A 23450-nucleotide genomic window follows, 5' to 3' on the forward strand; every position below is an offset into this window, starting at 1 on the left:
CGAAAGAATCGGGAACTCCCTTTATTGTCATTGTTTTTAGCTTGGTCAAGTTTCACACAAAGTAATCAGAAATTCAGCAGCCGCAATTTATGGCCGCGGTATGGCCGCTTCAAGCTCCCTCAGATTGGCCCTCAGCAGCGCGCGGTTGTCTTGCTGCCAGGGGTGAAAGCCCTTGCGGAAGTAGGCCAGGAACTCGGGCAGGCAGTGCCGCAACACCCCCGGCTTCCCCCACAGAAAGTTCATCCCACCGAGCCAGGTGCTCAAACTCCATAGCTTGCCATCGGTTTTCAGCAGGCTGCAGGTGTTAAGGAAGGTGTACTTGAAGAAATTCCAGGTCACGAACAGGAAAACGATACGCCGCAGGCGCTCATTGCCAATGCAGTGGCGGTAGACATCAAAAGCCACGGACTTGTGTTCGGTTTCCTCGATGGCGTGCCAGCGCCAGAGCCTTCTCATGGTCGGCGTTGCGCCATCCATCCACTGCGGGTTGCGCAGTATCGCGTTGGCCAACACCGCGGTGTAATGCTCGGCGCCACAGGTACCAGCCAACTGCCGGCTGGGGGGCAGGCGCCCGACCCAGTCCATGTGTTTGCGGAACCGCTGATCCAGTTTGTCAATCTCGTAGCCACGGGCTTTCAGAGCTTCGTTGTAGCTCTTGTGCTCCCGACTGTGGAGGGCCTCCTGGCCGATAAAACCGCGGATCTCCTCCTTCAGTTTGGGATCGTCAATCTGGTCGCGGTACCGCCGCACCGCATTGATGAACTGTTGTTCGCCGTCCGGGAACTGCAGGGAAAGCGCATTGAAAAACGCCGTGCGGAACGCGTCGTTTCCGTGCCACAGGGTTTTCAGTTCGTCGGTCACATCAAAGCGAATGTGCCGCGGGGCGACGGACACGTCATCCGGCGTGGAACTGATGGTCATCACGAACTCCTGCTTCTTATGGTTGTGGAGCGGCGAGTGAAATTTTACCAGCTATAGCAGTGTAGACCTGGAAACAGTATGGACGAAAGCGGTGGGACCCGTGCGCCGACAGATTGTCATGAAATGACAGGTCGTCAAAACACGAGGGCCAGAAGGGGGCCTGACAGCACCACATTAACCGCCGGGGGGGGGTGCGGTTATTCGAGCTCTTTGGCCTGATCTCGCAACACGAATTTCTGGATCTTCCCGGTGGAGGTTTTCGGCAACTCCGAGAACACCACGGTCCGCGGTACCTTGAAGCGGGCAAGGTGCTCGCGACAGAACCCAATAATGTCGCTCTCACTGACCTCGCCGGCTTCGGGTTTCAGGGTCACGAAAGCGCAGGGCGTCTCTCCCCATTTTTCGTCTGGACGAGCGACCACCGCGGCCTCAAGCACGGCCGGGTGACGATAGAGTGTGTCTTCCACTTCGATGGTAGAAATGTTCTCACCACCGGAAATAATGATGTCTTTCAGGCGGTCCTTGATTTCCATGTAACCGTCCTCGTGCCACACCGCCAGATCCCCGGTGTGGAACCAGCCGCCACGGAAGGCCTCTTCGGTCGCCTTGGGGTTCTTCAGGTACCCTTTCATCACGGTGTTGCCACGCAGGAAAATCTCACCGATGGTTTTACCATCCCTGGGCACCGGTTCCATGGTGCTGGGATCACCCACCATGGTGCCGGCCAAAGTGTGATAACGAACGCCCTGACGGGCTTTCTTGCGGGCGCGATCGTGCAGCGGCAGCGCATCCCATTCGGTTTTCCAGGCACACACGGTGACCGGACCATAGACCTCGGTCAGCCCGTACACGTGGGTAACCGCAATGCCCATCTCCTCAACGGCGCCGATCACCTGGGCCGGCGGCGCGGCACCGGCGGTCATGGATTTCACCTCGTGGTCAATGCCGGTCCTGGCGGATTCGGGCACGTTCAGCAGTGCGTTGAGCACAATCGGCGCTCCGCACATGTGCGTGACCTGGTGATCGCGGATCAGCTGCAGGACCTTTTCCGGCTCAACCCGACGCAGGCACACGTGGGTGCCGGCCATGGCGGTGACCGTCCAGGGAAAACACCAGCCATTGCAGTGAAACATCGGCAGGGTCCAGAGATATACCGGGTGCATGTCCATGGACCACACGGCCTGGTTGCCCAGCGAGTTCAGGTAGGCGCCGCGGTGGTGATACACCACACCCTTGGGATTACCGGTGGTGCCGGACGTGTAATTCAGGGAGATGGCATCCCACTCGTTTTCCGGGAAACGCCAGACGTAACCGGGATCACCTTCCAGCAGGAAGGCCTCATAGTCCAGTTCACTGACCTGAACGCCCTCGCCGTATTCCGGGTCGTCCACGTCAATCACCAGCGGCGGGCTGTCCAGACGGCTGACCGCATCACGGATAACCTCACCGAATTCACGGTCGGCAATCACCACTTTGGCCTCGCCATGACCCAGCATGAACGCAATGGCCTCGGCATCGAGGCGCACGTTCAGGGTGTTGAGCACCGCGCCGATCATCGGTACGCCGAAATGGCACTCCACCATGGCCGGAATATTGGGCAGCATCACCGCAACGGTATCGCCACGCCCGATGCCGCGCCCTGCCAGCGCCGAGGCAAGACGACGGCTGCGGTCGTAGGTCTGCCGCCAGGTGTAACGCAACGCTCCGTGGACCACCGCCGGGTAATCCGGGTAAACCGTGGCGGTACGCTCAATGAAATCGATCGGAGACTGAACCGCGTAGTTAGCGCCGACGGGTGCGAGACCCTGGTCAAAAATCGAGGTCATGGATGTAGGTCCTCTGTGATTTGCATTGTTCTTGTCACGTCGTGAGGGGGCGTGCGTTTTAACAACGAGACTTCAAATGAGTAAAAGGGTATCCGACAGGCCGGCGATCAGAAATTGCACCTAGGTAGTACAGTGTAGCCGTCAGCAGGCCGATAACCATCACGCCCATTGACGGAGCCCGCTGTCGCTCAGACAGTTACCGGTTCAGGGACTCCCCGGCCAACTCCCCCAACCGGCGCACTGCCTGCTCAATCCGGTCCGACCAGGGATTCGCGCTGTTAATCCGCAGGCAATTGCTGTACTTATCCGCCGTGGAGAACATCATCCCCGGTGCCACGTTGATGTTTTCCTGTCGGGCCCGGTAATACACGTCCGTGCCGGTGTCCTTGCCCGGCAACTGCACCCAGATCACAAAGCCCCCCTGAGGCCGGCTGACGGCTGTGCCCTCGGGGAACCAGCGGGCCACTGCGGCGCGCATGCGCTCCGTGCTCTGGCGGTAGTGCTGCCGGGCCGACCGCAGGTAACGGTCGTATCCGCCCTGCTCGAGAAAATGCCCCACCGCCAGCTGAGGAATACTGGCGGTCGCCAGATTCACAAAATACTTGTGCTGCCTGGCCTCCGCCATATAGCGGCCCGGTACCATCCAGCCCAGTCGCAGCCCCGGGGATATGGTTTTGGAGAAGGAATTGCAGTAAATCACGTTGCCGGTTCGATCAAAGGCTTTCGCGGGTCGCGGGCGCTCGCCGCTGTGGAACAGGTCACCGTAGATATCGTCCTCGATGAGCGGGACTCCCGCGTCCTCCAGCATGGCGACCAGCTGCTGCTTGCGCTCGTCGGGCATGCACGCCCCCATCGGATTGCTGTGATTGGTCACCACCACGCAGGCTTTCACCGGCCACTGTTCCAGGGCCACCTGCAGCCCCTCGAGGCTGAGCCCTTCCGCCGGGTGGGTGGGCACCTCGATTACCCGCAGGCCGACCACCTCCAGCGCATGAAGAATGCCGGGAAATGAGGGTGATTCCACCACCACGATGTCACCGGGCACAGTCACTGCCCGCAAAGCCAGAATGATGGCTTCCTGAGCGCCGTTGGTGGCAAGCACGTCATCGGCGGTGATGGGCACGCCCAGAGTGGCCATGCGCTGGGCCAGCTGTCGCCGGTAGGACTCCTTGCCGGGGAACGCATAATCCTGATACTCCAGCCCTCGCCGCGCCGCCCACAGAATCGACTGCTGGATCTGGCGCACAGGCAGGAACTCCGGGTGCGGCACCGCGGCGGCAAGCGGCACCATGCGCTTCTGCTCATCCACACACAGCTCAAGCGCCATATCCCGAGCGCTGACGGGCATCGGCCGTGCCCGATATCGCTGCATGATCGGCTCAGGCGCGTCCCTCGCCGGCACGCGCACGAAGAAACCGCTGCGCTCCCGGGCCTGTACATACCCCCGGCCTTCAAGCGTCTGGTGTGCCTGCAATACGGTCGAGATGCTGACCCCGAACTGACGGCTAAGAACCCGCACGCCGGGCAGGCGCTCGCCTTCGCGATATACGCCATCGCGAATCAGGGCCTGGATCTGATCTGCCACCTGATTATAGAGAATCCCCATAACGCTATCCTGCCAGAGCCGCGGCTGTCACGGGCAGTACAGATCACCCGGATTCCGACCGGTACAGTTCTCCTGGCAGATCATCTGTACCGGTTCAAAAACAGGTTATCTGAATCTGTAATGGATGTCAGCGACGACTCAAAATGGCATCGTCAAACAACGGAAGAGGGACTTTCGCCATGAACGCCTTGAACCGGGGCTTGCCCGGGACCACCGAGCCATCATCGACAGGCATCAGCAGAAAAGATCTGCTGGCACTCTCCACCCACTTGCAACAACCTGCCGTGCTCAACGGCAACCGCGCCACAACACAATGGCTGACAGACCTCGGCTTCCGGATCAGCCAGCGGCGCCCACACCACTGGGTGCTGACCCACACCGATGCCCTGCCCGAATGGCACTTATACAGCGACGCGGAACTTGAGGGGTTTGCCACCGGCAAAGCCCACGAATACGCTAGACGACTTCTGAAGGAGACATGCCCATGAGTTTTCCGATCTACCAGCTTGACGCCTTCACCGGCGAACTGTTCGGCGGCAATCCGGCTGCCGTCATGCCTCTGGACCACTGGCTTGACGACGCCACCCTGCTGGCACTGGCGGGCGAAAACAACCTGTCTGAAACTGCCTTTTTCGTTCGCGATAACGTCAGTGCCGAGGCCGACTTCCACATCCGCTGGTTCACCCCAAGCGCTGAAGTGCCCCTTTGCGGGCACGCCACCCTGGCCAGTGCCTGGGTGATCTTCAACAAACTGGGCTGGTGCGATGAACGCATTCGCTTGCGCTCACAGAGCGGCATTCTCGGGGTGCGGCAAAACGCCGACGGGTGGCTAACGCTCAACTTTCCGCGACTCGATTGGCAGGAGGTGGCCACACCGGATCTGCTGAAACAGGCACTGCCCGGGGCACCCGGCACCGCCCTGTTCGTTCCCAACGACACCAACTACCTGCTGACCCTAGAATCGGAACAGGCGGTGCTGGACGCCAATCCCGACATGCGGCTACTGAAACAGCTGGGCAACCAGGGCGTGATTGTGACGGCCCGCGGCGAGAACTGCGACTTCGTCAGCCGCTACTTCGCACCCGGGTTCGGCATTGATGAAGACCCGGTCACCGGCTCTATCCACAGCGTTCTGGTGCCCTGGTGGGCCGATAAACTCGGGGGCACCCGCTTTCTGGCTCGTCAGCTGTCGGCACGTGGCGGTGAGCTTCGCTGCGAACTGAAAGGCGATCGGGTCGAGATTGCCGGCCAGGCCGCCTTTTACATGGAGGGACAGGTGCATCTTTAGCGCGGCAAGTTACAAAACCGACATGGTGTTGTGTGATAGCTTCCGGGTAACTCAGAGTATAACCCGCAACCATAGTCGAAAGGAGCCTGAACCATGACACAGACGAAAGCGTTCGCAGCGCAATCCCCCACCTCAGGCCTGGCGCCTCACAACATTGAGCGCCGGGCGCCCCGCCCGGATGACGTCGCCATCGAGATCGATTACTGCGGCGTATGCCACACCGACATCCATTTCGCACAGAACGACTGGGGCGTCACCGAGTACCCGGTGGTTCCGGGTCACGAGATTGTTGGCCGCGTGACATCGGTCGGGCCGCAAGTAAAAGCCTTCAAGGAGGGCGATGTGGTGGGTGTAGGTTGCATGGTGGATTCCTGCCGCACCTGCTCCGCCTGTGATGCGGGGCTGGAGCAATACTGCAGCAACGGTATGACCGGCACCTACAACGGCGAGGACCGTCACGACCACTCTATCACTTACGGCGGCTATTCCGAACGCATCGTGGTCAGCGAACGCTTCGTGGTGCGGGTGCCGGAGAAACTGGACATCAAGGCCGCCGCGCCGCTGCTGTGTGCGGGCATCACCACCTATTCGCCACTGCGCCATTACGGCGTCAAAGCCGGCCACAAGGTGGGCGTTATCGGTATGGGCGGCCTTGGTCACATGGGCGTGAAATTTGCCAAAGCCCTGGGGGCCGAAGTCACCATCTTCACCCGGTCCGAGAGCAAAGTCGGCGAAGCGAAGAAGCAGGGCGCCGACCATGTGGTGGTGTCCACCGACGAGGACCAGATGGCGGCTGTCGCCGAAACCTTCGACTTCATGCTCGATACCGTGCCGGTCCAGCACGACCTGAATCCGTACCTGAACTGCCTGACCTACGACGGCACTCATATCATCGTCGGCTTGCTGGAACCGGTGGAGCCACCGCTGGAAGCCGGAGCGCTGGTGTTCAAACGGCGGGTACTGGCAGGCTCGCTGATCGGTGGCATGCCGGAAACCCAGGAAGTGTTGGATTTCTGCGCCGAGCACGACATCAGCTGTGACGTGGAAATGCTCGACATCCACAACATCAACGACGCCTACGAGCGCATGAAGAAAGGCGATGTGAAATACCGCTTCGTCATTGATATGAAGACCCTGAAGAACGGATAATACCGTTTTTTAAGGAGTTTTCATGGCCGCACACTACGATGTCATCATTATCGGCGCCGGCGCGGCTGGCCTGATGTGTGCGGCAACGGCCGGTTACCGGGGCCGCAGGGTCCTGGTAATCGACCACGCCAACAAGCCGGGCAAGAAAATTCTGATGTCCGGTGGCGGGCGTTGCAATTTCACCAACCTCAACAGCACGTCGGCCAATTTTCTTTCCGACAACCCCCATTTCTGCATTTCTGCGCTGAAACGGTACACGCCCCAGCACTTTCTCGAGCTGGTGGACCGCCATGGCGTGGAATACGAAGAAAAAGCACCGGGTCAACTGTTCGGCAAACACAGCGCGAAAGACATTCTCAATCTGCTGCTGACCGAGTGCGAATGGGCCGGTGCAGATATTCGGCTGAAAACCCGAATCGGAGACATCACCGAGACCCCCACCGGTTTTCATCTGGCCACCGGGTCGGGATCGGTCACTGGCGACTCCCTTGTCGTTGCCTGCGGCGGACTGTCGATTCCCACCATGGGGGCCAGCGGTTTCGGGTATGACATCGCCAGACAATTCGGACTCACAGTGCTGCCAACACGGGCCGGATTGGTGCCCTTTACCCTGCACCCGGAATTGAAAGAGCAGCTGGCCCCGCTGGCCGGCATCAGCTGCGAGGTTGATGTGAGCTGTCGCAACGATCATTTCCGCGAACCCATGCTGGTGACCCATCGCGGCCTCAGCGGCCCTTCGATGCTGCAGATCTCCAGTTTCTGGCAGCCCGGAGACGGTCTTGCCATCAACCTGCTGCCCGCCTGTCCGGTTCAGCAGGACCTGCTCGACCTGCGCAAAAACAGGCCTCAAGCCACCGTCGCACACTATCTTGCTCAGCATCTGCCGAAACGCTTCGCCAGTGCCTTCAATGATCTGCATGGCTGGACCGGCCCCCTGCAGGGCTACAAGAACAGCGACATTGATCAGGTAGCAGCTACACTGAACCAATGGGCCATCAAGCCCGCCGGTACCGAGGGCTATCGCACTGCGGAAGTCACTCTCGGCGGCGTCGACACCCGTCAGCTGTCGTCCAGAACCATGGCGACATTGGAGCGTCCGAACCTGTATTTCATCGGTGAGGTGGTGGACGTAACCGGCCATCTCGGCGGCCACAACTTCCAGTGGGCATGGGCGTCAGGCGTGGCGGCAGGAAACAGTGCGTAATGGATGACATCACCCAGCAGTTTCTGAACACCAACCAGACCGCCCTGCGCCTGGCCCTGGCGCTGCTTCTGGGTGCGGTCATCGGCCTGGAGCGGGGCTGGGGGGCGCGCGAGCAGCAAGCCGGCGAACGCATTGCCGGCATTCGCACGTTCTCGCTGATCGGTCTGCTCGGGGGCATTTCCGCAGTTCTGAGCGCGGAGATCACCCAATGGGCATTTCCGGTTCTGCTGATCAGCGTGGTGGCAATGGCACTGGTGGCCTACAGCCAGCGCCTTTCCCATATTCGTAATTTCAGCATTACCGGCACCGTCGGCATGGTGCTCACCTTCTGCTACGGCGCCATCGCCGTTGCCGTGGACCCGGTCATCGCCATCGCGGCGGCCGTGATCACTGCGGTGATTCTGGACAGCAAACAGGAAATTCACGGCTTCGTTAATCGCCTACAGGCCCACGAACTGGACGCAGCGCTGAAGCTGCTGCTGATCTCGGTGGTGATGTTGCCGCTGCTACCGAACGAAAAGATGGGGCCCGGCGGTGTGCTGAATCCCTATGAAATCTGGTGGCTGGTGGTGCTGATTGCCTCTATTTCCTTTGTGGGCTACTTCGCCATCCGGCTCGCCGGCATGAAAAAAGGCATTCTGTTCACCAGCCTGTTTGCCGGGCTGAGTTCGTCCACCGCACTGACCCTGCATTTCGCCCGGCAGGCCACCCGGGCGCCCGAGCTGAGCCCGCAGTTCGCCAGTGGTATTCTGATTGCCTGCGGCACCATGTTTCCCCGCATTCTGGTGTATTGCGCGCTGATCAACCCAGCGCTGTTATCACTGCTGGTCTGGCCCGTGGTGATCATGTCCGCATTGCTCTATGTGCCGGCGCTGGTAATCTGGAAACGCCATGAAGCCAAGCTGGAGGTCTCTCAGCCGACACTGACCCAGAACCCGCTGGATCTCAAATCCGCAGTCGGGTTCGGCATCCTGCTCACAGTCATTCTGTTACTGGGTGAGCTGTTGCGGGACTGGCTGGGCAATCTCGGCATCTACATGCTGGCCATCACCTCCGGCATTGCCGATGTGGACGCCATCACCCTGTCACTGACCCGGATGTCCCAGGACGCCATTCCCATGACCACGGCGGTGATTGCCATCGTCATGGCCGCCGCCACCAACAATCTGGTCAAGGCCGGCATCGCGGGCAGCCTGGGCACCCGCCAGCTGGGACTGCTGGTGGGCGTGCCCATGACGGTGTCGCTACTCGCTGGTCTGACGACGGCGTGGCTGCTTTAACGAGCCCGGCGGAAGGTCAGGTTGTAGCGATTCTCGTCTGTCAGCGGATGCTGGCCGGCTTTCAGGCGCAGCACACCGTGGTAAAAACGCCGCGCCTCGCCACCCCATACAACCACGTCGCCACTGACTAACACCGTATTCAGCGGCCGCTCGCTGCGCCTGGGACCACCGAACTGGAAGGTGGCCGGCACACCGAGTGATACCGACACAATGGGCTGGTCAAAATCCTGTTCGTCCTTGTCCTGGTGCAACCCCATTTTGGCGCCCGGCTGGTAACGGTTGATCAGACAGGCATCCGGCTGGAAGTTGGCGTAGCCGGCCGCGGCGGCAGCACCTGCGGCAAGCCGGCGGAAACTCTCAGGCATGTCCGGCCACGGCTGCCCGGTTTGTGGGTCCGTTGCCTGGTAGCGATAGCCCGCCCGGTCCGTCACCCAGCCCCAGCCACCACAACAACTCATGGCCACCGACATGGTGTGGCCACCCGGAGTCTGCATCCGCCGGAACGGCGACTGCTCGGTGACCTCAGCAATACTTCCCAGCAAGGCTGCCTCCTGCGGCAATGCAAAATGCCGAAGGATCACCGCCCCCGGGCAGATGGCCTCTGTCCATGGCTCCGGCAGTTCGGCTGCAAACAGGTCCGACGTTGTCACATGGGCCTCCCGTTGGGTCTCCGGAAAAGAAAAAATGCGCGGCACGGTCTACCTCATCAATGTCCGGATACGTTCTCTCATTGGCTCAAGGATCAATGATGTCCGCAAAACATCAGTCAACACAGGCATCCTCGGATGCATATGGGCGCGGAAGGTCGATGACGTAGATGAAAGCCTGTTCATGAAAACTGACTGAAAACCCGTATACTTTAGCGCTTATCTATCGTCTTTGAAGGGATATCCATGCTGTTTGCAATCATCATTGGTGGTCTGATCGGGTACGCGTTCGGCAAATTTCCCGGCTTTCTGATAGGAGCGGCCATTGGCGCATTCCTGATGCAGCGGCTGAAACGCCGGCTGCTGGGTAAGCTGCAGAGCATCCAGTCCGGCTTTGTGGATTCGGTTTTCGCAGTCATGGGCGCCCTGTGCAAAGCCGACGGTGTGGTCAGCCAGGATGAAATCCAGATGGCGGAATCCCTGTTTGTGCGTTTCCGCCTGTCAGAACCGCAGAAGGCATCAGCCAAAGCAGCATTCAACCGCGGCAAAGAGGCAGACTTCGACCTCGAGGCCGAGCTCAGCCATTTCCTGACCGTGACCGGTGGCCAACCGGCACTGCTGCAGATGTTCCTGCAGGTGCAGGTCTCGGCCGTAGCCGCTGACGGCGTAGTACACCCGGCAGAGCACGAGATGCTGGTGCGTATTGCCCGCGGCCTGGGCTTGCCGGAGAGCCAGGTGGATCAGCTGGAAGCAATGCTCCGTGGTGCCCATGCAGGTCAGGCAGGCCGTGGCCAACCCTCATCCGCACAACAGGTAGACGACGCCTACAAGGCCCTCGGGGTTTCACCCTCCGCCAGCGATGCGGACATCAAGAAGGTGTATCGCAAACTGATGAGTGAAAACCACCCGGACAAATTGGCCGGGCGCGGATTACCGGAAAGCATGCGGGAAATGGCGGAAGAGCGCACCCGCGAGATCTCCCATGCCTACGACGTGATCAAAGACGCGCGCAAAGCCGGCTGAGTCGGTTTGCACTTCGGAGTTTCCCGATATGACATACCGTCACGTTAGGAATTGGACTAGAGTGTTGCAACAACGCTCAGGAGCCACACCATGACCATGCGGGAACAACCGGATACCATCCACGCCTTCCAGGACGATGCTCTCGGCGATCATGACGCCACAGCGATCGCCGATCTGATCCGGCGGGGCGAGATTTCAACAGCCGAAGTGACCAGCGCCGCCATCGCACGCGCCCGGCAGGTTGAGCCCTTTATTCAGGGCATCGTCTTCGAGGCGTTCGAGAAAGCCGCCAAAGGGCCGGTGCGTTCTGTCGATGGTTTCTTCCACGGCGTACCGACATTCATCAAGGACAACATGGATGTCATAGGCATGCCGACACGCCACGGCTCTGCCGCCGTTCCCCCCGAGGCCGCCACGACAACCGGCGCCTTTGCGGAACAGATGCTGGCCCAGGGCTATGTCTGCCTCGGCAAGAGCGCCCTGCCGGAGTTCGGCTTCAACGCCAGCACCGAGCATGCCGGAGCACCGCCGTCCCGCAACCCCTGGAATCTGGCCTACTCCACTGGCGCCTCGTCCGGAGGTTCCGCTGCCCTCGTTGCGGCGGGGGTGGTACCTCTGGCGCACGCCAACGATGGCGGCGGCTCCATTCGCATTCCGGCCGCCTGCTGCGGCCTGGTGGGCCTGAAACCCAGCCGTGGGCGGCTGGTGGACAACGAAGCGGCGAAAGCCCTGCCCATCAACATTGTGTGTGACGGCGTGGTGACCCGCAGTGTTCGCGACACCGCCCGCTTTTATGCCGAGGCGGAAAAGCACTTCCGCAACCGCAAGTTACCGGAACTGGGTCTGGTGGAGGGTGCGTCGTCACGCCCGATGACCATTGGTCTGGTGCTGGATTCCATCAATGGCCATCCCACCGACCCGGCAACCCGGGAGACCGTTGAACACACCGCGCGATTGCTGGAAGGTATGGGGCATCGCATCGTACCGATGGATGTGCCTATTGCCTCCACTTTTCCGGACGATTTCGCCCGCTACTGGGGAATGCTGGCTTTTGGCGTGAAGGCCAACGGTCGCAAGCTGATGCACCCCGGTTTCGACAAATCCAGGGTGGACGGACTGACCCAGGGGCTGGACCGGCTGTTCCGCAAACAGTTCTACAAATTGCCTGCCACGCTCTGGCGACTGCATCGCTCGGCGCAGGATTACGCCGCTGCGGTTGAGGACTACGACGCCATATTGACACCCGTGCTGGGCCACACCACCCCGGAGATTGGTTACCTCAACCCGGAGCAGGATTTCGACCAGCTTTTCGAGCGGCTGACCCGCTATGTCAGCTTCACACCGCTGGCTAATACCACCGGTGCACCGGCCATCGCCTTACCCATGGGCCAGACCCTCAATAACCTGCCGATTGCCGTGCACCTCATGGGGCGTCACGGTGGCGAACGAACCCTGCTGGAGCTGGCCTATGCCCTGGAAGAGGCCCGGCCGTGGCCATCACTGGCACGATCCATCACCCGATCGGTGACACCCCCTCCGGTTGCCGCCGTCTAGTGAAAGGTCCGAGGTAGTCTAGAATTAGACAGGTCAAAACTGCGCTGCCACTATGGAAGTGATGTGGCAGGCGCGAGAGAAAGGAACCAAACTGCCGCAAACACCGTAGTTTTCCAAAAGGATGGGACTGCAGCACAATGCGAGACAGCGACACCTTTGTGACCTATCACAAAGCCCTGATGGAACTGAGCCACGACTCACACTTCATCGGCCAGCGGCGGCACCTGAAACTCGAGGCGCTGACCGCGTTATGCGGTCGCCTGATGGGCGTCGAGCGGGTCAGCGTCTGGATCTTCCCACCGGAGCGGGATCGCATTACCTGTGAAACCCTGTTTGACGGCCATGAGGCTGCGAGCAGCGGTGAACCCTGCGCCTCGCCAGCCACCTCCAACACCCACAGCACTGACCCGAGCCCGATCAGCCTCTACCGCTCGGATCACCCCAACTATTTTCAGGCCATTGCCGAAGAGCGCATCATCGCCGTCGACGATGCCCACACCGACCCACGCACCGCCAGCTTCAACCCGGACTACCTTACCAGGGTCGGCGTTCATTCCATGCTGGACACCCCGGTTTTCGAGGGCTCGCGGCTGAGCGGCGTGATCTGCCTGGAGGCATGTCACCCAAGGCAATGGACGCTACCGGAAATGTCGTTTGCCGTCGCCATTGCCGATACCGTCAGCCTGATCAACACCCATGAACGCTGGATGAACTCCAAGCGGGCGCTGGACTACATCAGCCGCTTTGACTCCCAGACCGGGCTGGCCAACATGGACTCTCTGCGGGAGCGGGTCTCGTACCTGGCCGGGAAGATTAACAGGCGCGGTCAGGGCAGTCTGGCCCTGATCTGGATCGACGTCGACCGCCTGAAAACCATCAACGATGGCCTCGGCCCCCAGGTTGGCGATGCGGTGATTGCCGAAATCGGCCAGCGCCTGCGCAGCCTGCGGCTGCAGGGCAAGGATCTGCTGGCGCGAATCGGCGGTGATGAGTTTGCATTGCTGATCCGCAACCACACCAAGGCAGACTCCATTGGCGACACTGCGCTACAGATTCAGGACGTGATACGCCAGCCGATCCGGGTGGCGGGGCAATCGCTGAGCGTCAGCGCCAGCCTGGGCATCTGCCATTTGCCGGAGGACTGCCAACGAGCCCGGGAGCTGCTGCGGGGTGCCGAGGCGGCCATGTATCACGCCAAGCATCTCGGCCGGGCCCAGGCCACGGTGTTTGATTCCGCCATCCAGATCAGTGCGCAATCCCGCTTTGCTCTGGAGCGGGAACTGCGGGCGGCCATCAACAACCGCGAGCTGGACGTGTTCTACCAGCCGATCCTGGATGCCTCCGGCAAGCGTATGGTCAGCATGGAGGCGCTGGTACGCTGGAATCACCCGAACCGGGGCTGGCTTGCCCCCATCGAATTCCTCGACATTGCCCGCGGTGGCGGGCTGATGTATGCGCTGGGGGAATGCGTGCTGACGCGGGTGTGTGACAACTGGCGTGAAGCCAGCGACCGCGGCCTGCAGTTGCCGGTGATTTCCGTCAACCTGTCGTCGGAGCAGGTGTTGGTCGCCGAGCTGCCCGACAAGGTCAAAGCCCTGTGCGCGGAACACGCGATGCCGGTCAATGCCCTGCAGTTCGAGGTCACCGAAGACTCTATCCAGGGCGATTTCAACACCCTGGCCGGCGTGCTCGAGCGGCTGGTGGAGGCCGGGGCGGAACTGGCCATTGATGATTTCGGCACCGGCTACTCCTCTCTGGCGCGACTCAAAAGCCTGCCATTTTCACGCATCAAGATCGACCGTTCGTTTATCAACCAGCTGCCCGACGATGAAGACGATTGCGCCATCACGCTGTCCATACTGGGTCTCGCCCGCGGTCTCGGGCTGATGGTGGTGGCCGAAGGCGTCGAAACCAAAGCTCACGAACAGTGGCTGGTGGAGCAAGGCTGCGATTTTCTGCAAGGTTACCTGTACAGCAAACCCCTGCCTTTCACGGAGCTGACTGAACGCTTCTTTCAAGGCCACTGAAACCCGGGGAATATCGCCAACACCCGGGTAAAACTGTCTTCAAGAAAACTCTCGATTCTGACAGCCGCGCCCGTCACCGGGTGCCGGAACCCGATGCTGGTGGCCGCCAGCATCAGCCTACCCTCGCCAAAACGCTCGGCAAAATACCGGTTGTGGCGCCCTCGCCCATGATTGGCATCTCCAATGATGGGGTGGCTGATGTGTTTCATGTGCCGGCGCAACTGATGCTTGCGCCCAGTCTCCGGCTTCAGCTCGACCACCGCATAGCGGCTGGATGGGTAGGTCTCCACCTGCACGGGGACTTCCGTGGTCGCCAGCCTGCGGTAACCGGTAACGGCTTCCCGCACAGGGTGTTCCATCCCCTTCAGCCGCCGGTCCTCCGGTTCCTCCCGCAGCGGGTGATCAATTACCCCCTGCTCCGCCGGCCAGCCTCTGACGACCGCCAGATAGGTTTTGCTGACTTCCCCGGCCATCATCTGCTGGCCCAGCACCCGCGCGATTTCCGGATCACGTGCGAACACCAGTACACCGGACGTGGGCCGGTCCAGACGGTGCACCGGGTACACATGCCCGCCGCCGTTCAGGGCCCGGGCGTACTGCAGTGCAAACTCGGTTTCGTGGCGGTCAATGGGGCTGCGATGCACCAGTAACCCCGCCGGCTTGTGCACAACCAGCACCGCATCATCGCGATACAGCTCTGTCAGGGGATTGTTCGGCATGAATTCACGTAACTGTCATAAAGAAAGAGGTTGGACTGCCGATATTACCTTTTCACTCTTCGCGCTAACAGGACACACAACCATGAGCTGGTATTCCCGCAGCATTCTCAATCGCGTTCTATCGATCATTCTGGCTGCGAATCTGGTGGTTGCCCTGGTTGCCATCATCTACTTCAACCACTCGCTCCAGGCCCGGGACGACTACAACCACCTTGCCAGCGTGGAAATGGTTCATGCGCTGGAGGCCCAGGACATCCTGGGCGAATTCAAAACCCAGGTCCAGGAATGGAAGAACGTGCTGATCCGGGGATCTGATCAGGGCCAGAGGGAAAAATACTGGAAACAGTTCCAGTCCCAGGAAACGCTGATCCAGAGTCAGTTAAACAGCCTGATCCCCCAGCTGACAGACGACAACGCCCGCAATCTGATGACTCGTTTTCAAAGTGCGCACCGTGACATGGGCACGGCCTACCGTCAGGGTTACGAAGCCTTTGTGTCTTCCGGTTTTCGCGCAGGGGCAGGTGACCGCGCCGTACAGGGCATTGATCGTGAGCCGTCAAAGCTGATCGAGGAGGCATCACAACGGGTACGCACCATCGGGCTGCAAGACGCCGAAACCCTGAACACCACCGTAACCAAAAACACATGGCGGGTGGGTACGCTCATGATTGTTGCCATCGTGCTGGGCACTCTGGCCTGCGTTATCGTGCTGCTGCGCTCTGTGGTCAGGCCCACTCAGGAACTGATCGGACAACTGCACCGACTGGGTGAGGGTGACCTCTCCGAGCCCACACGGATTCACAGAAAAGACGAGCTGGGCAAGCTCGCGGACGCCGCCAGAAACCTTTACGCCTTCTTGTCAGAAACCGGACAGCTTATGTCGCAGAATGCGACCAGCCTGCAGAAAACCGGTGGGCTGATCAAAGCCAATGCCGATACCGTCTCCCACCAGTCTGATCAGGCGCACCAACGCATTGACCAGATTGCCACGGCGATGAACGAAATGTCAGCCACCGCGCAGGACGTGGCACGGCATGCTGCCCTGGTTGCCAGTGAAGTTCAGGATACGTCGGCCAGAACCGATGAGGCCGACCGGCAGATCAACAGTGCCATGGCCAGCATGGACCGCCTCGCTGACCAGATCCGCAGCTCGTCCGGTACTGTGAACAAGCTGGCGACGGACGGTCGTAAAGTTGGCGATGTCATGAAAGTGATCCGCGAAATCGCCGATCAGACCAACCTGCTTGCCCTGAATGCCGCCATCGAAGCCGCAAGGGCCGGTGAGGCGGGACGCGGCTTTGCCGTCGTGGCAGACGAAGTGCGCACCCTCGCCGCCAAGACACAGGACGCAACCGTCGAGATTGACCGTATTATCGGAACCATTACCATGGGTTCGAGAGACGCCACGGAATTCATGCAGGCCAGTGAAGTAGTGAGTCAGGAGAGCAGCGAAGCCGTCGCCGCCGTTCGCAACACGTTGATGGAGATCAACCAGCGCATGGTCAGCGTTAACGACGCCACTGCTCAGGTTGCCACCGCCGCGGAAGAGCAAACCAGCGTTACTGAGGATATTAACCGCAACATCACCGAGGTGGCGGATATCTCGGAGACAATGAACCGGGCCGCCGAAGAGAACCGTCACTCGGTGCCCGAACTGGAGCAGATGGCCTCCGCTGCGCGCCAACTGGCCGACCGGATCAGGCTGCCTTCCTGATCCGGGGGTCTGTCAGCGCCTGCGGAACAGGCGATGAACGCCCTGCCCCGCCTTGTCCCCCAGCACCAACAGGGCCGGGGTCAGCAGCAGCGTCAGTACCGTTGCGAAGGTCAGACCACCGGCGATGGCGCTGGAGAGCTGGGTCCACCATTGGGTAGACGGTGCACCGATGCCCAGTGACGGCGTCAGCAAATCGATATTGACGCCCAGCACCATCGGCGTCAGACCAAGCACAGTCGTCACCGCGGTCAGCAGCACCGGTCGCAGACGCAGACAGCCGGTCTCCAGTGCCGCCTCGTAGGCTGCCATGCCGCTCTTGCGCATCTGGTTGTAGGTATCGATCAGAATGATGTTGTTGTTCACCACAATACCGGCCAGGGCAATGATACCCATGCCCACCATTACAATGCCGAAAGACTGGCCATTGAGCAGCAGCCCCAGCAGCACGCCGGCAGTGGACAGCACAATCGCGGACAGGATCAGGAAGGTCTGATAGAGGGAATTGAACTGGGTAACCAGTATCAGCAGCATCAACGCGATGGCCACCAGAAAAGCCGTGGCCAGGAAATTGGCCGCCTGCTGCTGATCTTCATTTTCGCCAGCCACCTGCACAGTCACGCCCTGCGGCGGTTCCGGCATGTCGGCCTGCAGGCTGCGCAGCAATTCATCCACCCGGCGCCCGGGCTCAAGGTCTGACTTGATGGTGATGGTGCGCTGGCCGTCCACCCGCACAATGCTGCCGGTTTTCTGGCCGGGCTCCAGAGCCACAAACTCTGACAATGGCACCTGCCCGCGTGCGGTGTTGATGGTCTGACGCTGGAACTGGTCGAGTTCGCGCCAGTTATTGGGTACCCGCACGGCAATATCCACCTCATCGCGGACATCCTCCGGCCGGTAGGTGGCCAGCACCAGCCCGTTGGTAATCAGGCGAACGGCGCTCCCCACGCTCAACACATCGGTACCAAACAGCGCTGCGGATTCCCGGTCTACCTTCAACTGCCATTCAATGCCGGGCAGACTGCGATCGTCTTCGATATCCACGAATCCGCCCATCGCCGCCATTCGCTCCCGCAGCTGATCCGCATAGGCATTAAGCTTATTGCTCTCCAGACTGCTGACCTTCAGCTCGACAGGTTTGCCATCGGCGGGGCCGCCCTCCTGTTTGCGGAATTCCAGTTCGATACCGGGAATGTCTGCGGTGCGTTCCCGGAAGTCCTCGAGAATGTCGCTTGCCGGCCGGCGGGTGAACCAATCGTTGAACTGGAATTGCAGCACCCCGATCACATCCGGCGCCATCTGGTTACCGGCGGCGACCATGGAGCGGGCATACAGAGCTTTCACTTCAGGCATATCCTGCAGGCGTTGCTCGACAGTACGAACAATGCTGTCTCTCTCCCAAACCGACAGATCCCCCCGGGCTCTCACCTGCACCTGAGCGGAATCCGGCTCCACGCTGGGAAAGAACTCCACCCCGTAGTTGAAGCGGGCATAGCCGGCGTAGATCACCACAATCACCGCCAATACGCCCAGCAGGGTAAAGCCGGGATAACTCAGCAGAGTACCCAGCACCTTGCGGTAACCGGCCATCATGGCGCCGCCACTTGCACTGTGCCGGGCCCGGCGGCCACCGCTGACACCGCCAAGCACCGGCAGGAACACCAGCGCCATCAACAGCGAAGCGGCCAGGCAGATAATCACCGTGATCGGCAGGAATTTCATGAATTCACCCACCACCCCCGGCCAGAACAGCAAGGGCGCGAAAACCGCCAGCGTGGTTGCGGTGGAGGCAATAATCGGCCAGGCCATCCGGCTTGCGGCGTCAGCCCAGGCAGAGCGCACCGTCTGACCTTCTGACAGGTTACGGTCTGCCAGCTCCGACACCACGATGGCGCCGTCCACGAGCATGCCCGCAACCAGGATGAGACTGAATAACACCACGATATTCAGGGTCAGCCCCATGCCCCAGATCACCAGAATGCCGGTGAGGAATGCACCGGGAATGGTCAGGCCCACCAGCACCGCTGAGCGCGGCCCCATGGCGGCGATGACCACGATGATCACCAGCACGATGGCGGTCAGCACGTTGTTCAGCAGGTCACTGAGAATGTCCCGTACTTCGGTGGACTGGTCCATGATGTAACGCACTTCGAGTTCGTCCGGCAATTCAGATCCGGCCGCCTCGATCAGCCCGCGCACCTCGGCAATGGTTTCGATGATGTTGGCGCCTGCGCGTTTGGACACTTCCAGCACCAGAGCTGGCTCGCCATTGATACGGGCAAATCCGGTGGGATCCTTGAAGGTGCGCTGCAACATGGCAACATCACCAAACGTGACCACAGTGTCTTCACTGACCTTAATGGGCATGGACATCACGTCTTCGATATTCTCGATCACGCCGGGCACCTTGATGGCCATCCGCCCCGCGCCGGTGTCCAGGCTGCCCGCTGCCACCAGCTGGTTGTTGCGGGTGACCAGCGAGGCCAACTGGTCAAAATCGACGCCGTAGCTCTCCAGCACCTGCGGATCCACCACCACTTCCAGCAGGTCTTCCCGATCCCCGCCGATGTCCACTTCCAGCACTTCGGGGATGCCTTCAATCGCATCCTGTAACCGACGGGCGATGGTAATCAGTTCACGCTCGGAAAGCGGTCCGGAAAGCCCGATCGACAGCACCGGAAACAACGACACGTTGATCTCGTTCACCCGCGGTTCGTCTGCCTCCTGGGGAATCTTGGCGCGGGCAGTGTCGACTTTTTCGCGCACATCCTGCAATGCTTTGTCCGGATCAAAGCCGGCATCGAACTCCAGCATGACCGAAGCGTGTCCCTCGGAAGCCGTGCCACGCATTTCCTTCACCCCTTCCAGGGATCGCAGCTCCTGCTCCATAGGCCGTACCAGCAATCGTTCGCCATCCTCAGGGCTGATGCCCTCCAGCGTCATGGACACGTAGATCATTGGGATGGTGACGTCGGGGTTGGCTTCCTTGGGGATACTGTAAAACGCAGCCACGCCGCCCAACAGCAGAAAGGTCAGCGTCAGCAGTGTGGTGCGGCTGCGGTCAAGCGCCGCGTGAATCAGTGCGCGCATACGGATCAGCCCCGGTTACTGTCACGGTCAACCGGCTCAACTTCCTGGCCGATCGCGACAAATCCGCCGCCACGGGTGATCAGCCGGATTTCATCCGGCAACCCACTGACCCAGGCGCCATCGGTGGTCACGTTCAGCAATCTCACCGTGCGGAACACCACCTCATCGCGATCATTCACATAACGCACACCGGGGCGGCCGTCGTCACCGAGAGACAGGTAGGCCGGGGAAATAAACGTCGCGCGGGTTTCCGGCAGAGCAATGCGTAGGGTCGCACTGCCACCGGCAACGCGTTTCAGCTCAGGGTTTTCCACCGTCACTTCAACAGCGAAACTGCGGGTGTCAGGATCAGCGGCGCTGGCCACGAAGGTCACCTCGCCCTCCAGCGAACCGCCGTCCAGCAGCCGAACCATAACCTTCTGCCCCTCCTCGACCTGGCTTACCGACTGCTGTGGGACTTGTCCGGTTGCCTTGAGGCGATCCACCTGCACCAGATCCAGCAGCGCAGTGCCCTGCTGGACGAGACTGCCGAGATCCACATGGCGGCGGTTTACCACGGCGTCGAAGGGCGCGGTGGGCGTCAGATCTCTGGTCGCTTTGCGCACGGTTGCCAGCTCCGCACGGGCACCGGCCAGCTCGCTTTGCAACCCGAGGATGTCGGACTGGCTCGCCAGATTGCTCGCGCCCAGGCGTTGGGCGGCGGCAAGATCAGCCTCCAGTTTACGGATCTGCGATTGCCAGCGTTCAACGCCCGCCTGGCGACCATCATCAGACAGTCGCAACAGCGTCTGCCCCTGCGCTACACGCTCGCCCTGACGCACCATCAGCTCTTCAACTGTACCGCTCACCCCGGCACTGATGGCCACCGTCCGCCAGGGTTCCAGCTGCCCCTGCAGCATCAGCCCGGGCTCATACAGGCGAGCCGCAAGGGTTTCCACCTCAACCCGGGTGCGCTCCGGGGCCGGTGGCTCTTTCATCTCCGGCGCGTCCTGCTGCGCCACTTTGACCTCGCCACTGGCCATCCAGAGCACCAACCCGATTACGATCAGTAATGCCAACCCCAGGGAGCCCCACCTGCTCTTGCTCATGTTCTTCTCGTTTATTGCGCATGCGTTGTATTTGAAAGGAGACAAACGGTATCACAAAAAAGTGACATTAGGGGTTGCGTCAGTGGCCAGGCTCGGGTTAACTTTTGATGATTCTTAACCCAGCTTGAGTCGTCGCCCGAATCTCATGAATCTTAACGCTGTTATCGTCCTTGTGAAGCTTGTCCTGGTGGTCGTGGTACCGTCCGGGGGCTCTTGCGTGGACAAGCGGGTGAGATAGCGACAAACCTGACAAGACACCAAGAGCCCCCGGCACCGAAAGGTCCCGGGGGCTTTTTTTTGCAGCAAGAAAAAAGGGAAAAACGACCATGAACGGCGCACAGCACATTCTTGACGCGTTCCACCGCCACCACATCAGCACGGTTTTCGGTTATCCGGGCGGCTGCATCATGCCGCTCTACGATGCGCTGGTGGACGATGTGGGCGTAGAACACGTACTGTGCCGCCACGAACAGGCCTGCGCCCTGGCCGCCGACGGCTACGCCCGCGCCAGCGGCAAACTGGGCGTATGCATTGCCACCTCCGGTCCCGGCGCCACCAACCTGATCACCGGCGTCGCCAACGCCCACCGGGACTCCATTCCGATGCTGGTCATCACCGGCCAGGTGCCGTCCGGGCTCATCGGTACCGACGCCTTCCAGGAAACCGACGTGCTGGGCATGACCCTCGGCATCGTTAAACACAGCTACCTGATCGACGACGCCGACACCCTGCCCACCGTCATGGAAGAAGCCATGGCGCTGGCGCAGAGCGGCCGGCCGGGGCCGGTGTGGATCGACATTCCCAAAGACGTATTGTTGACCGAGGTTGCCGCTGCGCCCTTCCCTTCCAGCGAGCCACAGGAAAGCGGTTCCAGCTGCCCCGACCTGACCGATGCTCTGGCCATGCTCCACGCCGCCCGCAAGCCCTTGCTCTACAGCGGCGGCGGCATCAGCCTGGCCCATGCCGAAGACGGCTTCCGCGTGTTTGCCGAGTCATCCGCCCTGCCGGCGGTGGTCACCCTGAAAGGCATCGGCAACCCTGGCAAACACAACCCTCACAACCTCGGCATGCTCGGCATGCACGGCTCCCGCGCTGCCAATAAGGCAGTGGACGAGTGCGACCTGTTACTGGTCATCGGCGCCCGTCTGGACGACCGCGCCACGGGTAACCTGAATGGCTTTGCGCCCAACGCAAAGATGATTCACATCGACGCCGACGCCGCCGAGATCAACAAACTGCGCCCGGCGGATCTGGCCATAAAAGGCGAGCTGAACGTCATTCTGGAACATCTGACCGGCGCTCTTGAGCGCGAACCACTGACCATTCCAGACTGGCAGAAACAATGCCGCACCTGGCACACCACCGGCGGCTTCAGTGCTGCAGACAACGAGGAACCCCTGGCCCCGATCACCGGCCCGGCGTTCATCCGCCAGCTTTCCCGCATCGCACCGGACGACACCCTCGTGGCCTGCGATGTGGGCCAGCACCAGATGTGGGTCGCCCAGCACTACGAATTCGACCACCCCCGCCATCACCTCACCAGCGGCGGCCTGGGCACCATGGGATTCGGATTGCCGGCCGCCATCGGCGCGCAGTTTGCGGATCGTGCCAGCACCGTGATCAACGTCACCGGCGACGGCTCGTTCATGATGAACGCCCAGGAACTGGCCACCATCCGCCGTTACAACCTGCCGGTGAAACTCATCGTGATGGACAACCAGTGTCTGGGCATGGTGCGCCAGCAGCAGGAGCTGTTCTACGGCAACCGCGAAAGCCAGATCAACCTGGACGACAACCCCGATTTCGTGGCTATGGCCCGCGCCTTCGACATCCCGGCCCTGCGCATCGAGCGCACCGACCAGATCCGCCGCGGCATCGAAACCATCCTCGCCTACGACGGCCCGATGCTGCTGCACGTGGCCATCAGCCGCGAGGACAACGTATGGCCGATCGTCAAACCCGGCGCCAGCAACCGCGAGATGATCGACGAAACCCGACGCCCCAGCACGGCAAACAAGGAGCACGTAGCATGACCCCGCAAGCGGATACCTCGATACCGAGTTACACCCTCAACTGCCGCATGGCCCAGGAAACCGCCGCCCTGGAGCGCCTGTGCCAGGTGATCCGCATTCGTGGGTTTCGCATCGCCCGAATGGCAGTGGAATCCGCCGGGGAGCATCTCGACATCGCCCTGACCCTTGAGGGCTCCCGGCCGATTGCCATGTTGCAGTCGCAACTGGAGAAGTTGCATACGGTGGTGGACGTCGCCCTTGGTCAGGGTGCTGTTGCCCGGTCTCGGTCGGCGTGACCCGGGTTG

The 23450-nt window shown here is 60.9% G+C and carries 18 protein-coding genes; 11 read left to right on the forward strand and 7 right to left on the reverse strand.

The genetic code is table 11. The annotated features are described in order from the left end of the window. Positions 1 to 87 precede the first annotated feature (87 nt). From R0125_RS13440 to R0125_RS13450, 3 genes are all read right to left on the reverse strand, one after another. Entirely contained in the window at positions 88 to 921 is an 834-nt protein-coding gene (locus R0125_RS13440; protein ID WP_317238523.1) for a metal-dependent hydrolase, read from the reverse strand. A gap of 197 nt (positions 922 to 1118) precedes the next feature. After that, positions 1119 to 2747, reverse strand: coding sequence for an acyl-CoA synthetase (locus R0125_RS13445; protein ID WP_248184795.1), 1629 nt, complete (start codon positions 2745 to 2747; stop codon positions 1119 to 1121). A 196-nt stretch (positions 2748 to 2943) separates the two neighbouring features. Beyond that, complete coding sequence (locus R0125_RS13450; protein ID WP_248184794.1) at positions 2944 to 4353, reverse strand: PLP-dependent aminotransferase family protein; 1410 nt, start codon at positions 4351 to 4353, stop codon at positions 2944 to 2946. 179 nt (positions 4354 to 4532) lie between these two features. Here R0125_RS13450 and R0125_RS13455 point away from each other — a divergent pair, with 179 nt between their 5' ends. The 5 genes from R0125_RS13455 to R0125_RS13475 all read left to right on the forward strand — a co-directional run bounded on the left by R0125_RS13455 (position 4533) and on the right by R0125_RS13475 (position 9274). Beyond that, positions 4533 to 4841: a hypothetical protein gene (locus R0125_RS13455; RefSeq protein WP_317238524.1), complete on the forward strand. Its 309-nt coding sequence runs from the start codon at positions 4533 to 4535 to the stop codon at positions 4839 to 4841. After that, entirely contained in the window at positions 4838 to 5641 is an 804-nt protein-coding gene (locus R0125_RS13460) for a PhzF family phenazine biosynthesis protein (protein ID WP_248184792.1), read from the forward strand. The genes R0125_RS13455 and R0125_RS13460 overlap by 4 nt, the downstream gene beginning before the upstream one ends. A gap of 93 nt (positions 5642 to 5734) precedes the next feature. After that, entirely contained in the window at positions 5735 to 6790 is a 1056-nt protein-coding gene (locus R0125_RS13465; RefSeq protein ID WP_248184791.1) for an NAD(P)-dependent alcohol dehydrogenase, read from the forward strand. A gap of 22 nt (positions 6791 to 6812) precedes the next feature. Further along, a complete protein-coding gene (locus tag R0125_RS13470) occupies positions 6813 to 7994 on the forward strand; it encodes an NAD(P)/FAD-dependent oxidoreductase (protein ID WP_248184790.1) in 1182 nt (393 codons plus the stop codon). Next, a complete protein-coding gene (locus R0125_RS13475) occupies positions 7994 to 9274 on the forward strand; it encodes an MgtC/SapB family protein (protein WP_317238525.1) in 1281 nt (426 codons plus the stop codon). Before R0125_RS13470 ends, R0125_RS13475 begins: the two co-directional genes overlap by 1 nt. Here the strand turns inward: R0125_RS13475 and alkB are convergent. Then, positions 9271 to 9924, reverse strand: a complete 654-nt coding sequence (alkB, locus tag R0125_RS13480; protein WP_410797664.1) for a DNA oxidative demethylase AlkB — start codon at positions 9922 to 9924, stop codon at positions 9271 to 9273. The genes R0125_RS13475 and alkB overlap by 4 nt on opposite strands. Before the next feature lie 243 nt (positions 9925 to 10167). On the opposite strand from alkB, the gene djlA reads away from it, so the two are divergent. The 3 genes from djlA (at position 10168) to R0125_RS13495 (ending at position 14525) form a co-directional block, all read left to right on the forward strand. Next, positions 10168 to 10944, forward strand: coding sequence for a co-chaperone DjlA (gene djlA, locus R0125_RS13485; RefSeq protein ID WP_317238526.1), 777 nt, complete (start codon positions 10168 to 10170; stop codon positions 10942 to 10944). Positions 10945 to 11034: 90 nt separating this feature from the next. Beyond that, complete coding sequence (locus R0125_RS13490) at positions 11035 to 12498, forward strand: amidase (protein WP_317238527.1); 1464 nt, start codon at positions 11035 to 11037, stop codon at positions 12496 to 12498. Between the two features lie 137 nt (positions 12499 to 12635). Continuing rightward, positions 12636 to 14525 (forward strand): sensor domain-containing phosphodiesterase, encoded by a 1890-nt coding sequence (locus R0125_RS13495; protein ID WP_317238528.1) that lies wholly within the window; start codon positions 12636 to 12638, stop codon positions 14523 to 14525. Here the strand turns inward: R0125_RS13495 and R0125_RS13500 are convergent. Then, on the reverse strand, positions 14513 to 15244 hold the full coding sequence (locus R0125_RS13500) for a pseudouridine synthase (protein WP_317238529.1): 732 nt from the start codon (positions 15242 to 15244) through the stop codon (positions 14513 to 14515). The genes R0125_RS13495 and R0125_RS13500 overlap by 13 nt on opposite strands. A gap of 82 nt (positions 15245 to 15326) precedes the next feature. Here R0125_RS13500 and R0125_RS13505 point away from each other — a divergent pair, with 82 nt between their 5' ends. After that, a complete protein-coding gene (locus R0125_RS13505) occupies positions 15327 to 16958 on the forward strand; it encodes a methyl-accepting chemotaxis protein (protein WP_317238530.1) in 1632 nt (543 codons plus the stop codon). 12 nt (positions 16959 to 16970) lie between these two features. Here R0125_RS13505 and R0125_RS13510 read toward each other — a convergent pair whose 3' ends face one another. Together R0125_RS13510 and R0125_RS13515 are read right to left on the reverse strand one after the other, a co-directional pair. Next, complete coding sequence (locus tag R0125_RS13510; protein ID WP_317238531.1) at positions 16971 to 20045, reverse strand: efflux RND transporter permease subunit; 3075 nt, start codon at positions 20043 to 20045, stop codon at positions 16971 to 16973. 5 nt (positions 20046 to 20050) lie between these two features. Further along, positions 20051 to 21133 carry an efflux RND transporter periplasmic adaptor subunit gene (locus R0125_RS13515; protein WP_248184779.1) on the reverse strand — a complete coding sequence of 361 codons (1083 nt, stop codon included), beginning with the start codon at positions 21131 to 21133 and terminating at the stop codon, positions 20051 to 20053. 326 nt (positions 21134 to 21459) lie between these two features. On the opposite strand from R0125_RS13515, the gene ilvG reads away from it, so the two are divergent. Together ilvG and R0125_RS13525 are read left to right on the forward strand one after the other, a co-directional pair. Then, on the forward strand, positions 21460 to 23166 hold the full coding sequence (gene ilvG, locus R0125_RS13520; RefSeq protein WP_248184778.1) for an acetolactate synthase 2 catalytic subunit: 1707 nt from the start codon (positions 21460 to 21462) through the stop codon (positions 23164 to 23166). Then, positions 23163 to 23441 carry an ACT domain-containing protein gene (locus R0125_RS13525; RefSeq protein WP_248184776.1) on the forward strand — a complete coding sequence of 93 codons (279 nt, stop codon included), beginning with the start codon at positions 23163 to 23165 and terminating at the stop codon, positions 23439 to 23441. Before ilvG ends, R0125_RS13525 begins: the two co-directional genes overlap by 4 nt. The last annotated feature ends 9 nt before the right edge of the window (positions 23442 to 23450 follow it).

Source organism: Marinobacter sp. M-5, assembly GCF_032911545.1.
Lineage (GTDB): Bacteria > Pseudomonadota > Gammaproteobacteria > Pseudomonadales > Oleiphilaceae > Marinobacter > Marinobacter goseongensis.